This is a genomic window from Alcaligenes phenolicus (assembly GCF_032063905.1).
GTDB classification, from domain to species: Bacteria; Pseudomonadota; Gammaproteobacteria; order Burkholderiales; family Burkholderiaceae_B; genus Alcaligenes; species Alcaligenes phenolicus.
Window position 1 is genome coordinate 129,190 of record NZ_DAMBOE010000005.1, and the last position, 13,812, is coordinate 143,001.

The 13,812-nt window shown below is 58.2% G+C and carries 13 protein-coding genes; 3 read left to right on the top strand and 10 right to left on the bottom strand.

Going from position 1 to position 13,812, the window contains the following annotated elements; genetic code table 11:
- The first annotated feature begins 12 nt into the window (after window positions 1–12).
- Window positions 13–1,311 carry an acyl-CoA dehydrogenase family protein gene (locus tag U2949_RS12020; protein ID WP_257723346.1) on the top strand — a complete coding sequence of 433 codons (1,299 nt, stop codon included), beginning with the start codon at window positions 13–15 and terminating at the stop codon, window positions 1,309–1,311.
- Window positions 1,312–1,575: 264 nt separating this feature from the next.
- On the opposite strand, the gene U2949_RS12025 is transcribed toward U2949_RS12020, so the two are convergent.
- Genes U2949_RS12025 through msuE form a run of 3 tightly spaced genes read right to left on the bottom strand, consistent with a single transcriptional unit; the run spans window position 1,576 to window position 4,174 of the window.
- Window positions 1,576–2,433, bottom strand: coding sequence for an amidohydrolase family protein (locus U2949_RS12025; protein ID WP_321287960.1), 858 nt, complete (start codon window positions 2,431–2,433; stop codon window positions 1,576–1,578).
- Window positions 2,430–3,590 (bottom strand): FMNH2-dependent alkanesulfonate monooxygenase, encoded by a 1,161-nt coding sequence (gene ssuD, locus U2949_RS12030; RefSeq protein ID WP_045930529.1) that lies wholly within the window; start codon window positions 3,588–3,590, stop codon window positions 2,430–2,432. Before ssuD ends, U2949_RS12025 begins: the two co-directional genes overlap by 4 nt.
- Window positions 3,587–4,174 carry an FMN reductase gene (msuE, locus tag U2949_RS12035; protein WP_321287962.1) on the bottom strand — a complete coding sequence of 196 codons (588 nt, stop codon included), beginning with the start codon at window positions 4,172–4,174 and terminating at the stop codon, window positions 3,587–3,589. Before msuE ends, ssuD begins: the two co-directional genes overlap by 4 nt.
- Before the next feature lie 432 nt (window positions 4,175–4,606).
- Here msuE and U2949_RS12040 point away from each other — a divergent pair, with 432 nt between their 5' ends.
- The gene (locus U2949_RS12040) at window positions 4,607–5,119 is read left to right on the top strand and encodes a 2,4'-dihydroxyacetophenone dioxygenase family protein (protein ID WP_321287964.1); all 513 of its coding nucleotides are present in this window, start codon (window positions 4,607–4,609) and stop codon (window positions 5,117–5,119) included.
- Here U2949_RS12040 and U2949_RS12045 read toward each other — a convergent pair.
- From U2949_RS12045 to U2949_RS12055, 3 genes are all read right to left on the bottom strand, one after another.
- Window positions 5,116–6,123 (bottom strand): AraC family transcriptional regulator, encoded by a 1,008-nt coding sequence (locus U2949_RS12045; protein WP_321287966.1) that lies wholly within the window; start codon window positions 6,121–6,123, stop codon window positions 5,116–5,118. The two genes, U2949_RS12040 and U2949_RS12045, sit on opposite strands and share 4 nt — an antisense overlap.
- Window positions 6,124–6,348: 225 nt before the next feature.
- Window positions 6,349–6,834 (bottom strand): PaaI family thioesterase, encoded by a 486-nt coding sequence (locus tag U2949_RS12050; protein ID WP_035274885.1) that lies wholly within the window; start codon window positions 6,832–6,834, stop codon window positions 6,349–6,351.
- 161 nt (window positions 6,835–6,995) lie between these two features.
- Window positions 6,996–7,742 carry a sulfite exporter TauE/SafE family protein gene (locus U2949_RS12055; RefSeq protein WP_321287968.1) on the bottom strand — a complete coding sequence of 249 codons (747 nt, stop codon included), beginning with the start codon at window positions 7,740–7,742 and terminating at the stop codon, window positions 6,996–6,998.
- Between the two features lie 89 nt (window positions 7,743–7,831).
- Between U2949_RS12055 and U2949_RS12060 the strand changes: the two genes are divergently transcribed.
- Window positions 7,832–8,725: a LysR family transcriptional regulator gene (locus U2949_RS12060; protein WP_026483884.1), complete on the top strand. Its 894-nt coding sequence runs from the start codon at window positions 7,832–7,834 to the stop codon at window positions 8,723–8,725.
- Window positions 8,726–8,972: 247 nt separating this feature from the next.
- Here U2949_RS12060 and modD read toward each other — a convergent pair whose 3' ends face one another.
- The 4 genes from modD to U2949_RS12080 all read right to left on the bottom strand — a co-directional run bounded on the left by modD (window position 8,973) and on the right by U2949_RS12080 (window position 13,684).
- Window positions 8,973–9,875, bottom strand: a complete 903-nt coding sequence (gene modD / locus U2949_RS12065; RefSeq protein WP_321287970.1) for a ModD protein — start codon at window positions 9,873–9,875, stop codon at window positions 8,973–8,975.
- Window positions 9,872–10,537 (bottom strand): molybdate ABC transporter permease subunit, encoded by a 666-nt coding sequence (gene modB, locus U2949_RS12070; protein WP_321287972.1) that lies wholly within the window; start codon window positions 10,535–10,537, stop codon window positions 9,872–9,874. Before modB ends, modD begins: the two co-directional genes overlap by 4 nt.
- The gene (gene modA / locus U2949_RS12075) at window positions 10,537–11,247 is read right to left on the bottom strand and encodes a molybdate ABC transporter substrate-binding protein (protein WP_321287974.1); all 711 of its coding nucleotides are present in this window, start codon (window positions 11,245–11,247) and stop codon (window positions 10,537–10,539) included. Before modA ends, modB begins: the two co-directional genes overlap by 1 nt.
- A 271-nt stretch (window positions 11,248–11,518) precedes the next feature.
- Entirely contained in the window at window positions 11,519–13,684 is a 2,166-nt protein-coding gene (locus tag U2949_RS12080; RefSeq protein WP_042484830.1) for a malate synthase G, read from the bottom strand.
- Between the last annotated feature and the right edge of the window lie 128 nt (window positions 13,685–13,812).

The window sequence follows — 13,812 nt, forward strand, 5'->3', positions numbered from 1 at the left end:
GGGCTGCACATCATGATTACTGACACTGCCGTTTTTACCTCTGATGTTGCGCCACGCCGGACTGGGCCAGAAAGGGCTGCGCCAGCAAGTGCACGAGCTTCCGATCTGGGCGGCTTGCGTGCCCGTTTCGGCGCCCTCTTTCAGCGCATTGCCGATACCGCTGCGGAGCGCGAGCACACCCGTACCCTGGCTTACGCACCCATCCTTTGGCTGAAAGACAGCGGCTTTACGGCTTTGCGCGTGCCACCTCAATGGGGGGGCAGTGGTGTCTCCATCCCGGTGTTCTTTGAGCTTTTTCAGGAGCTGGCTGCGGCCGACTCAAACGTCGCCCAAATTCTGCGCCCTCATTTCGGTTTCATCGACCGATTGTTGATTGATCGGGATGAGGCTACGCAAGCGCAGTGGCTGCCATTGGCAGGCCAAGGGGCGATTTTTGGTAATGCCACAACCGAGACTGGTTTAGGCGCTGTAGGTCAGTTGCAAACCACGCTGGAGCCCGATCCAGAGCAGGCCGGTCAATGGCGTCTGAATGGCCGCAAGTTCTACAGCACGGGCACCTTGTACGCGGATTGGGTCACGGTGGTGGCCCGCAGCACAGGAACGGGGCAGGAAGATGAAACGGTACATGCCGTGGTTGCCACCGACCAGGAGGGTGTGGAGCGTCTGGATGACTGGCATGGCTTTGGACAAAGGCTGACGGGATCTGGCACGACGGTGCTGACGGATGTGCGTGTGCCCGAGAGCGCCATCATCCGTTTTCCGCGTCAGGAACCCACACCGTTGGTGGCTTATTTTCAGCTGGTGCATTTGGCGACCTTGGCGGGTATCGCCCAAGCCTTGCAGCGTGATGCAGTGGCCTATGTGCAGGCGCGCAAGCGTGTCTTTAGCCATGGTAGTGCCGCGCTGCCCAAGGATGATCCTTTGGTGCAGCATATTGTGGGAGAGCTGGCCAGCACGGCCTATATGGCCCAGCTGGCGGTGCGCGATGTGGCCGCGCATTTGCAAAGTATTGCGGACCAGCGGCAAGCGGGTGTGGAAGTTCCCCGCGAAACTTTGGATGCTCTGGAGCTACGCACCGCACAGGCACAAGTAGCCGTGGTGGAACCCGTCCTGCGGGCGGCCACACGTCTATTCGATGTGGGTGGCTCTACGGCCCTGGAGGAGTCCCGCCGCCTGGATAGACATTGGCGTAATGCGCGTGCCCTGGCTTCGCATAATCCGGTGATCTACAAGGCCCGTTCGGTGGGGGATATTTTGCTGAACGAGGCCGAGCCCGTGTATTACTGGCATGTGGGGACCAAGGAGAGTTGAGCCGATGCGGCCCCGCCTCTTGGAAACACAAAGGGCACGAATTATTCGTGCCCTTTTGCTGGGTACGCTCGGAGATTGGGGGATTGATGACAGACAAACAGACTGTGGCGCTATCGCTAGTGCCACCTTGGGGTGTTTTGGGGCGGGGATGTCGATAGGCTCCAAGGGGCATCATCAAAGAGGGGCGATTGTCTCGCCCCTTTGGTGTGCATTCTGTTGTACACCTGACGCTTGTATTTAATGAGTCAGGCCACCGGCCTCACCTTACCTGGGCAGCTGAAACAGCCTGGCCGCATTGCCATAGAACAGCTTGTCCAGAATTGCATCCTTGAAACCCAGCTGCTGGAAGTCCTCAATACTCTGGCGAATCGGGCGGAAGGTGTAGGACGAGCCAAACAGCAATTGCTCGGACAGAAAGCTGTTGGCTGCCTGCACATAGCCCTCATGACCTGGCTGGAAAATGTACATATCCGGCACCAGATGTACGTTCTCGTGCAGAAAGGCCAGGCCTATGGCCTGCTGCACATTGGGCCAATAGCCGTGATAGACCACTAAAGGCAGATCTGGAAAGGCTTTGGCCACTTTGGCCAGTCCAGCCGGGTCGTTGTAGCGCGGGTCCGGCGTGGTGGGGCCGCTCATCAAAAAGACGGGTACTTTCAGGTGCCGCGCCAGCTCGTAAACGGGCCAGTAAATCGGATCATCGGGGTGACGTGCCGGCACACCAAAACCCGGCTCGATATCAATGCCCGACAAACCCAGCTCCTTGATGGCGCGTTCCGCCTCGGCCAGGGCCTTTTGCTCGCCTTGCAGGGCCGGATCTATACCGGCAATGCCCAGCAATTCTTCGTGTCCATGCACGATCTGGTGAATGGTGTCGTTGGGCAAGTGTTGCGATGGCGTGTGGCGGCCTACGACGACCGCTTTGCTCAGCCCAGCCTGGCGCACTTCTTTCAGAAAGCCTTCCTGACTCAGCGACTTTTCAAAATGGGTATCGCTGCCACGAGTGCCTACGCGGCGGTTCAGCCAACGAGCAGTGGCATGTTCTGGCGTACCAGGTTCGGCCCCGAAAAACTTGTGCAGAAAGGCAGGGCGGCAGCGCAGATCGATTATTTTTTGGCTCATGATGCAGAAGATAGTTGCTGGTTTTGAACACCGCGCGCGTCAAAGGCGCCGCCGGTCTGGGCGCGATCACTGACGGTGACGGCGCGTTTGCCCAGAAGTGGAAATACCAGCTCGGCAAAGCGGATGGATTCTTCCAGATGCGGATAGCCCGAGAGCACGAAGGAGTCCGCGCCCAGGTCTATGTATTCCTGCAAGCGCTGGGCCACGGTCTGGGCATCGCCCACCAGGGCGGTGCCTGCTCCGCCGCGTACCAGTCCTACGCCTGCCCACAGATTGGGCGAGACTTCCAGCTGATCACGACGGCCACCATGCAAGGCGGCCATGCGTTTCTGGCCTACCGAGTCCATGCTGGCGTAGTTGGCCTGCGCCTTGGCAATGTCCTCGTCCGTCAATTTGCTGATCAGGCGATCCGCCTCGGCCCAGGCTTCCTCATTGGTTTCGCGCACGATCACGTGCAGGCGTACACCCAGCCTTAATTTGCGGCCACGGGCGGCGGCACGGCGGCGGATGTCCTCAAATTTCTTGCCCACCGCAGCCGGTGGTTCGCCCCAGGTCAGGTAGGCATCGACATGCTCGGCAGCCAGTTCATGGGCGGCGTCTGAGGAGCCGCCAAAGTACAAGGGCGGATAGGGCTTTTGCACAGGCGGGAAGAAGTTGCGGCCATTCTCCACCTTGAAATGCTTGCCCTGAAAATTCACGGTGTCGCCAGAGAGCAATTGACGCCAGATCGTCAGATACTCATTGGCGTATTCGTAGCGGGAGTCATGGTCCAGAAATACGCCTTCGGCCGCCAGTTCGGTGGCGTCGCCGCCAGGCACCACATTCAGCAGCAAACGGCCATGCAGGGCCTGGTCCAGGGACGCTGCCTGACGTGCGCTGGAGACGGGAGCGCCCAAGGAGGTGCGTAGCGCCACCAGCAGCTTGATGCGCTGGGTAACAGGAACCAGGCTGGCCGCCACCACCCAGGGATCCAGGCAGGAGGCGCCGGTAGGAATTAGCAAGCCGTCATAACCCAGGTTCTCGCTGGTGACGGCAATGCTGCGCAGATACTCGTTGGTGGGCGCGCGGCCAAAGTCGGATTTGCCCAGATAACGGGTGTCGCCCGAAGTGGGCAGAAACCAGAAAATATCGGGTGTGGTGGAGGTGATTTGGCTCATGCTGCCTGGGCCTCCAGAACAGTGCTTTGCAGTGGCAAACGCGCTTGAATACTGTGCAGTACCGGCACGGCCAGATCAACCGTGCGCTGAATGTGCTGTTGCAGGGCGGCGCTGTTGACTTCGCCATCCTGAATCTCTTCAGGCGTGGCATAGACCCCGATAGGCAAGGTCAGAGACTGGAAGAAGCTGAACAGGGGACGCAGCTGATGTTCGATGACCAGGGCATGGCGTTGGCTGCCGCCCGTGGCGGCCAGCAGCACAGGCGTGCCGTTCAGGGCATTCAGGTCGACCAGATCGAACAGGTGCTTGAGCAGGCCCGGAATGCCCGCGCGAAAGATGGGCGAGCCCACGATCAGAAAGTCGGCTTGCTCAATGGCCTTAATGGCTTGATGCGCATGGGCGGGCAAGGCATCGGTGGACAGGGCCGCACCCAGTTCGGGCAGCAGGTTGACCAGCTCGATGTTTTGCACGTCCAGTGCCAGTTGGTCGTTCAGTGTGTCGCGCAGCGCATCCAGCAGCACTTGCGTGCGGGAGGGACGGTGCAGGCTTCCATTCACAATAACGGTTTTCAGAGGGCGGCTCATGGCAATTCCTTGCAGTGAAATCAGAACAAGGTGCCGCCAGAAAACGGGGGCACCTGTGCGAGTCAATGCCTTGTATTACATGCCTGATCGTCGCGGCCACGAAAGACAATTCGCTCATGTGTTTATGGTCGATAAGCGTCCTTACTCTTTTGATTTGCTTATGAAAATCAGTATTGTTGAATGTGAAAAAATGAGCTGCCAAATGGCATGGGCATGAACTGTGTCAGGAGTTCGTCGCCGGTCTTTTTCGGGGTCAAATAAAGCGATCGGAACGGGAGTGCCAGAACTGGATAGTGCGCCGCTACGTTGTGCCAAAGCTGGATAGTTCGGTACCAAATGGCTTCATAGAATGAAATCAGGTCAATCCGGGGGGATTGGCATCCGACTGTGTGGGAAACACAGCGGCTTTTATTTCTATGAGAGAGACAAGTCATGACTCAAAACAGCACCCCACCCTATATCGAGATCGAAAAGCGTATCGACAAGGTACGCGACGAATACGCTTTGGTTGAAGGCCACTTCGATACGTCTGAAGAAACCTCCCCCTGGATTCCCTTCGGACCCAATATTTGGCTGCGCCACTTGAGCTTTGATATTCGCAACAACACCTCGGTGCACATCATGCGCGCTGACAAGGGCGGTTCTTTGGGGCGTCATCGCCACCGCGCTGTGGTGACCGGCTACATTCTGTCCGGCAGCCTGCGCTACGAGGAATACGATTGGGTGGCCCGTGCCGGTCATTACATCCACGAAAGCCCCGGACGCACTCACACCCTGGTGTCCGACGAAGGCATGGAAACCCTGTTTCACCTGGGCACGCCCATCGAGTTCCTGGACAAGAACGACAACATTCTGGAAATCATTGATGTGTTCTGGATGATCGATCACTACACCAGCTACTGTAAGAAGCACAATCTGCCCATCAACAAGTCCATGTTCATCTAAGACTGTTTGATGCTTGTGTGCCGTGTCTGCCCCGTTTGATGGGGCAGCTCCTTGAAGCGTTGCTGGTAGTAGGCAGAAAACCGCCCTAGATGCCCAAAGCCATGCGCCAGTGCCACCTCAGTGACGTTGGGGCGGGGTCGGCTTTGCAGCACTTGATGCGCGGCGTCCAGACGCAGATTGCGTACCCAGCTCATGGGGGACTGTTTGTAGTGACGACGGCACAGCAGATGCAGGAAGCGGGGACTCACACCCGCTGCCTGCGCCAGATCATCCAGTGAGATGTTGCTGTGCAAATGCGCCAATACATAGTTTTTAGCTTGGAGCAGACGCATCTGCCCTGCTCGGGCCGCCGCTCCCATGGACTCATCCACCAGAGTCTGCACGGCTTGTTCATCGGCAGGATGACACAGCAGGAACAAGGCCAGGCTGCTTTCAATATGCTGCGTCCAGTTGGCTGGACGGTCGCTATGTTGCGTCGGTAGCAGAAGCAGGTGCTGGATGAGGTTGGTCCATTGCGGGCCCATACAGGGGTCCAGCTTGTAGACGCAGCCTCGGGTCATGCCTTCTTGAGCCAGAGTCTGATGGCCCACACCGTCAAACAGGCTGTAGGGGATTTTCACGATCAGCTGTTCGCAGCCGGCCTGCCACAAGGTGCGCACATTATGGCGGGGAGATACCACCGCAATATCGCCGGGATAGGCCGTTAGTTTGTGATGCCCATCGCTGATGAATTCGGCCGTGCCTTCCAAAGGCATTTGCACCAGACAGAAGTCGCCGAAAGCATCGGCCTGGATTTCCACTTCGGCACCATAGCCTAGTCGCATCAGGCTGATCTGGTCTATATCGCGGCGGTACAGGCTGGTGTTGATGCGCCCGCGACCCCAATGCAGGGCGTGCCGGGAAATGGCCCGACTAAGTGGCTGATGAGACAGCTCGGCGCTGTGGGAATGAAAGACTGGATGACGGTACAACACCGACAGATCCAAGCCATTTTCTGCCGGCATTGGGAACCCCTTGTTCCAGAGCATAAGGATGCGCGTGACCAGCGCCTAGTGTAAAAGTTGCGCGGCTGGGCGGGCATGGGGGCTATCCCTGATCGGCGATTGTAGTTTTCAGAATACTCTTTATTTATAGGTAGATAGCCGTTTTGTTGTTTTATTTAAGTTTAAAATAGCCTGTCTGAATTTTGATGCTGTGGTTGAGGCTTGAAGAAGTTGGCAGCATGAACTTTATCGCCCCTGTGCCCGATCCCCTTTCAAGGTCATGACAGCGCTTTCCACTGTCGCAATCATCTTGCCGTCTTCGCGCTGGATTTCACAGCGGTAATGGCTGATGCTGCGCCCGCGATGCGTGGCCCAGGCACGGGCTTGCAGCCGTTCTTGCCAGACTGGCCGCAGAAAGGTGGCTTTCAGATCAATGCTGGTAAAGCTCTCGCCTTCCTGCATCAAGGTGGAATGGGCCGTGCCGATGGCGGCATCGGCCAGCTCGCACAAGAGGCCCCCATGTACGGTGCCCTGCTGGTTGCCATGCAAGGCAGCGTCTGCATCCAGCTCCAGCGTGGCGCTGGCGTCATCTATAGCGGTAATACGAAAGTTCAGCAGCCGGGAGATTGCGGTGGGGTAACGCATATGTGTGTGCTCACCCTCCGTTAGCGTGCCATCCAGTTGGCGTTGCAGATATCCCAGTACGGGTAAGTGGCGAGATGAGCTTGGCATGGTGGCTCCAGTAGCTACTAGGCGATTTGAGAAAGTGGTACTGGCCTTGAGGGGGATCTTGGCGGATCAATACATAGTGTGCAAGTCTCGTGGCTTAGCGTAAAAGCGCTTGCCCCGGTGGATTTACGTCGTAAATGGAGACGGTCATGCTGCGGTCAGCCTTAAATAAAAGGTCGAATAATCAGTTGCAGACCCAAGACGGCCAGAAACAGCAGCAAGCATTGTTTGAAGCGGCGCGGGCTGATGCGCACGCGGATCTTTTGCCCCAGCAACATACCCAGTAGAGCCGGAACAATCACCAAGGTGGACATACCCAGCTGGTTCAGCTTGAACACATCGTGCATGAACAGACCGCCAGCCAGCGCGATGGTGGAGATGGTGAAGGACAGCCCCAAAGCCTGCACCAGCTCGTCTTTATCCAGATTCAGGGCTTGCAGATAAGGTACGGCTGGCATCACAAAAACGCCGGTAATGCCGGTCACCACGCCGGTCACCAGGCCAATCAAGGGTGAAAGCCAGGGCTCGAAGCGGGGCGACACGGTCAGGGCGGGGGCGATAAGCGCATAGCTTGCATACACCAGCAACGCGATACCCAAGGCCATGCCCGATAGCTGTGGCGAGGTATTGGCCAGCAGCGTTGAGCCCCAGAGCGTGCCCAGCACAATGGTCAGCATCATGGACCAGAGTCTGCGCAGCAAAGCCAGCATGGACGGCCCGGCAAAGCATTGCCAGACATTGGTGATGAAAGAAGGCAGCACCAGCAAGGCGGCGGCCGAGGCGGGTGACATCACCAGACCCAGCAAGCTCATGGCGACCGTGGGCAGTCCCATGCCGGTAATGCCTTTGACCATGCCCGCTACCAGGAAGGTGACGCCGATCAGAAGAAGGAAAGAGAGTGATTCGTGCATGCCTGTATTGAAGCGTGGCAGGCAGGCGTACACAATGTGGATTTAAGGCGGTATCCTTCGGTTTATCCGAAGGGTTTTCAGGAGTGGTCATGCGACTGGGTCTGGCAGATCTTCACTTGTTCTTGAGCATTGTGGATGCAGGCAGCATCACACAGGGGGCGGCACGCGCGAATCTGGCCCTGGCCTCGGCCAGCGAGCGTTTGCGTCGTATCGAGGACGATGCCGGCGTTGCTTTGCTGGAGCGTTTGCCGCGCGGAGTCGTCACTACAGAGGCGGGTGAGGCGCTGGCTCACCATGCCCGTTTGATGCTGCGTCAGCATGATCTGTTGAAAGGCGAATTGCAGGATTTTGCTGTTGGAGCGCGGGGGACTTTGCACCTTTATGCGAACACGGCGGCCTTAACCGACTTTCTGCCATCCCGCCTGGCACCCTGGCTGGCACAACGGCCCAATCTGCATATCGAGCTGAAAGAGCGCACCAGCGCAGATATTGTGCGTACGGTTGCCGCCGGTTTGGCCCAGGCCGGTGTGGTGTCGGATGCAGTGCAGGCACCGGGGCTGATGCTGGAGCCGGTCGCCAAGGATCATTTGGTGCTGATTATGGCTGCGGCTCACCCCTTGGCGGCACACAGCAAATTGAGCTTGCAGGATGTTCTGCATGAGCCGTTCGTGGGCCTGATGCCGGGTAATGCCTTGCAAGACCATCTGGACGAACATGCTCGCGCTGCGGGCCATGCTTGGGTGCAGCGCATCCGTATGAAAACCTTCGAGGGGCTATGCCAGATGGTGGCCCACGGTGTGGGCCTGGGGATAGTGCCGCAAGGCGTGGCCAGCCGCTACAAGCGTCGTCACGGCTTTGTGGCGCGGTCTTTGAGTGACGCCTGGGCCAAGCGCTCCTTGTGCCTGTGTTATCAGGACTGGGACGCCCTATCCAAACCCATGCAGCGCTTGTTGCAGCATTTGGGGTCTAAGGAGACTGTCTGAGCCCACATTTTTTGTGGAAACGTGTTCCCGGAGCTACATGCTTTCCAAGCAGCCAGGGGACAGATGCCAGGCGTAAGGTTCATGCTGATTTCCGCATTTTTTGGTGGACTCAGCGATCTGTGTTTCTATTGCTGGTGCTTTGTAACTCTGTCGTTTGATGACTGGCTCTAATGCTGGAGCTCACCTTCTTTGTTTTCGCTTAACACCCTAGTGGGGCAGGCTGACAAATAGTGAGCGGCCGGTGACCTTATTCCAGCCCTTCCAGTTTGCTAGCAACAAGCGGCTCTTGCGATTCTGCTGGCTCCGCCAAGCTGATCTTCACTCCAATATCGGCCGGTTTTGCGTAGTGCAGGCTGCTGGTCACCAAGGCATTCACGCCTGTTGCGGCGTAGGCGGCTGCGTTACCTGCATGAATCCCGCCCGCCGCCAGAATGGTGACGTGGGGATACGCTTTGCGCAGCGCAGGCACAATTTGTGCCAGGGTTTCGGGCGGGACTTTGTCGAACTGCACCACGTCCGCACCCGCCTGAGCCGCGCTATAGGCTTCATCCAGATCTGCCGCTTCGATCACGATTTTCTTTTCGCATAAGGCGAATTTGTGACGGGCAATCGCCCGGCCCACTTCTTCCCAGCCACCCATCAGTACGCGGTGCTGGGGGAAGATCAAAATGGTTTCACCCAGTCCCAGCCGATGCGGCATGGCTCCGCCCGATAGCGTGGCTTTCAGGGCCAGTTTGCGCACACCAGGCGCATGTTTGCGGGTGGTCAGCACAGCCACCGAGGCATCTACCGTTTGCACGGCTTGTACGACTTGATGTGTCAGGGTGGCGATGCCGCAGGCAAACTCCAGCAGGTTCTGGCCCACCTTCCAGGCGCGCAGCAAGGCTTTGGCGGGGCCTTGTGCCAGCAAGACGGTCTGACCGGGCATGGCCGCCACGCCGCTGGGGGTGTAGTGCTGGGTCTGGCCGCCGCAGGAGCGCACAATCTCGGCCACTTCTTCGGTGCCTGCCACGCGGATATGGTCACGCACGACGTAACGCAGTGTGGTGTTCTGGTTGTGCAGTCCCAGCATGTGGCTGGTCAGATCCAGGTAGGAGGCATCCTCGCCAATCCATTGGTCGATTTGGCTTTGTTCAAAAAAAACCGTCATTTTTGATTCCCGTAGCGCCGCAGCGCCCAAAAACAGGCTAATGCCGTCAGCCCCAGTAAGCAGGACAGCGCATTGGCACAGTCTGTGTCGCCATCCAGGACGGCGTTGTAGATTGATAAAGACAAGGTTTCGGTACGGCCCGTAATATTGCCACCCAACATCAGCGAGATCCCGACTTCGCCCAGCGCCCTGCCGCCCGACAAGATCAGGCCCGTGGCCAAGGCGGGTCGCAGCAAGGGCAATTCCACCCGGAAGAGGTAGGACCAGGTGCCGTGGCCCAGCGTGGCCGCTGCTTCACGCAGCCGTGGCGACAGGCTGTTCATGCTGTTTTGCACGGGTTTGACCATCAATGGCAGCCCGGCGATAAAGGCGGCGATCAGCAAGGCCGCAGGCTGAAAAACAATATTGGGTGACCAGCCGGTGGCACTGGCTAACCAGCCCTGTCTACCCAAGGCAAGCAGCAGCAAGTAACCGATAACAATCGGTGGGAAAACCAGCGGCAGGCTCACCAGCGAATCGAGTAATCCGTGGCCTGGAAAGCGTTTTCTGGCCAGTACCCACGCCAGTGCGACCCCCAGAACCAATTGAGCCACCAAGGTGGCAGTCAGCACATAGACACTCAGGCCCAGCGAGCTGCTGGAGCAGCTCATCCAGGCAGACATCACAGGCCGTGGCGCTCAAGAATGGACTTGGCCTTGTCCGAGCCCAGGAACTGGGTCCAGGATTGCAAGGCAGGGCTTGCAGGGCGGTCCTTGAGCACGGCCAGGCTCAGATCAATCGGATCGTGACATTGGGCCGGCATGGGCAGGATGGTGCCCAGCTTGTCCTTGTGGGCCAGCGCTTCGCTGCGGTTGATGAAACCGGCATCCACTTCGCCGTTCAGCAAGTAAGTCGATACTTGCGGCAGCATGGCGACTTCAATGGTGCGACCATCGGCCTGGATTTTTTCACGTTCCATGCAGGTAGTGGCGGCGCGGCCGTAAACCGTTTTCCTGGCATCGCCAATCGCAATGCGGGCGTAGCTGGGCTGCTGCAAATCCTGTATGGAATCAATGGTCTTGCCCTTGGGTACGGCCAGCATCAGAGCACCCTGGCTGATGTTCACGAACTGCTGGGCAATGCCCATGGGCTCCAGAAAAAAGCGGTCGCCAATAATGGCGGCAATGTCTGGATTTTGCTCGCTCTGGGCGCGGACCTGCTGCATATTGCCAAAGCTGCTCTCTACCGTCAGGCCTGTTTCTTTATTGAAGGCCTCCATCAGTTCCGTGACGGGCTTGCGATAGCCTGCGCCGGTGGCAATCAGCAGGTCGGAAGCGTGGGCCGTGGTGGTGATCGCCAGCAGGCAAGCGGCGGAAAACAGCAAAGATTTCATGGGGTTTCCTGTCGGTCAAATTCGTTATGAGTTCGAGTTTATAACGAAAAGGGGCAGACAGGGATGTTCGCTACGCTCCGAAGCCGGAGCCCCGAGACTCAAACCTGCTTGAAGACTTGGAAATGCTGCTTGTGCCGAGCGACGATTCAACTTCCTCTTTGCCGCAAATCTGGAACTAGGAGGCGAAAAAAATCCCCATCCTGAACCAGCAAGATGGGGATTTTGGGGGCACTCGCCACCCGGAGTCAGGCTCCGGGCGACATCGTGTGCTTTAGGCTTGAGCGGCTTTGAAAGCCAGACGCCATTGGTGCAGCAAAGGCTCGGTGTAGCCGTTAGGCTGTTCCAGACCCTTCAGAACCAGATCCTGAGCGGCGCGGAAGGCAAAGGAGCCTTCAAAGTTGCCGGCCATGTTCTGGTAGGCTGGGTCACCCGCGTTTTGCTGATCCACCACAGCAGCCATGCGCTGCAGGGTTTCAACCACTTGTTCGTGAGTGACGATGCCGTGCAGCAGCCAGTTGGCGATGTGCTGGCTGGAGATACGCAGGGTAGCGCGGTCTTCCATCAGGCCGACGTCGTGGATGTCAGGCACTTTGGAGCAGCCCACGCCCTGGTCAATCCAGCGAACCACGTAACCCAGGATGCCCTGAGCGTTGTTGTCCAGTTCTTCCTGGATTTCCTTGGCGGACCAGCTGGTGTCAGTGGCCACAGGAATGGTCAGGATGCTGTCCAGGTAGTCGTTGGTGTCGCCTTCCAGACCCTTCTGAACGTCGACCACATTGACTTGGTGGTAGTGCAAGGCGTGCAGCGTGGCAGCGGTAGGCGATGGCACCCAGGCGGTGTTGCCACCGGCCTTCACGTGACCAATCTTTTGCTCCAGCATTTCAGCCATCAGGTCAGGCATGGCCCACATGCCTTTACCGATCTGGGCACGACCACGCAGACCGCATTGCAGGCCGATCTGAACGTTGTTGCGCTCGTAGGCAGGCTGCCAGTCAGCTTGTTTCATGTCGGCCTTGCGCACTACGGCGCCAGCTTGCATGCAAGTGTGGATTTCGTCGCCAGTACGGTCCAGAAAGCCCGTGTTGATGAACACAACGCGCTCGGTGGCCTGGGCAATGGCTGCCTTCAGGTTCACGCTGGTGCGGCGCTCTTCGTCCATGATGCCCAGCTTGACGGTGTTGGGAGCCAGACCCAGCAGGCTTTCCACACGGTCAAAGATCTCGCTGGCAAAAGCCACTTCGTCAGGACCGTGCATTTTGGGTTTGACGATGTACAGCGAGCCGCTGCGCGAGTTTTTCTTCAGTTCCAGATCGCGCATGCCGATCAGGGTGGTGATCACGGCGTCCAGAATGCCTTCAGGGATCTCGCGACCTTCGCCGTCGATGATGGCGGGGTTGCTCATCAGGTGACCGACGTTACGCACGAACATCAGGGAGCGGCCAGCCAGAGTCTGGGTAGCGCCCTTCAGGTCGGTGTACTGGCGATCGTCAGCCAGGCGGCGGGTAAAGACCTTGCCGTCTTTCTTGATTTCTTCGGTCAGCGAACCGGTGACCAGACCCAGCCAGTTGCGGTATGCCAGAACCTTGTCGTCGGCATCCACGGCAGCCACGGAGTCTTCGCAGTCCATGATGGTGGTCAGTGCGGCTTCCAGAACGATGTCTTTCACGCCAGCCGGGTCGGTCTTGCCGATGGGGCTGTTGGGGTCGATCTGCAGTTCAAAGTGCAGGCCGTTGTGCAGGAACACGATGGCTTCAGGCGCATCGGGCTGACCGCGGTAACCCAGCAGGGTCGAGGCGTCTTTCAGACCGGTGGTGCCGCCATTTTCCAGGGTGACGCGCAAAGCGCCGTCAGCGATGGTGTAGGAAGTAGCCTGGTCGTGGCTGCCTTGAGCCAGAGGAATCGTGTCGTTCAGGAACTGACGGCCAAAGGCGATAACCTTGGCACCACGCACGGCGTTGTAGCCACCGCCACGCTGAGCACCGTCAGTGTCAGGGATGGCGTTGGTGCCGTACAGCGCGTCGTACAGGCTGCCCCAGCGTGCGTTTACGGCGTTCAGCGCGTAACGTGCGTTCATGATGGGCACAACCAGCTGAGGACCACCTTGTTCGGTGATTTCGGTGTCGACGTTGGCCGTGTTGACCTTGACGTTGGCAGGCGCTTCTTTCAGATAGCCGATGGAGCTCAGGAAGCTCTTGTAGGCAGGCATATCGGTGATGGGGCCTGGGTTGGCCGTGTGCCACTTGTCCAGTTCGACTTGCAAGCGGTCGCGTTCGGCCAGCAAGGCGCGGTTTTTAGGTGCCAGATCATGGACCAGCTTATCGAAACCAGCCCAGAAGGCTTCGGAGGAGATACCTGTGCCGGGCAGGGCTTCTTGTTCGATGAACTGATGAAGCACCTCGGCGACTTGCAGTCGCTGGCAGGAGATTCGAGTGGTCATGTGTACCCTTGCTGATAGTTAAAAGTGATTCGGTACAGCGGCAGGCCAAAACGGCCTTGCTAACTGCAATTACCTGGTCAAGAGCACTTTCAGATCTTGCTGAAATCGCGGGTGACAAGACCCACGCG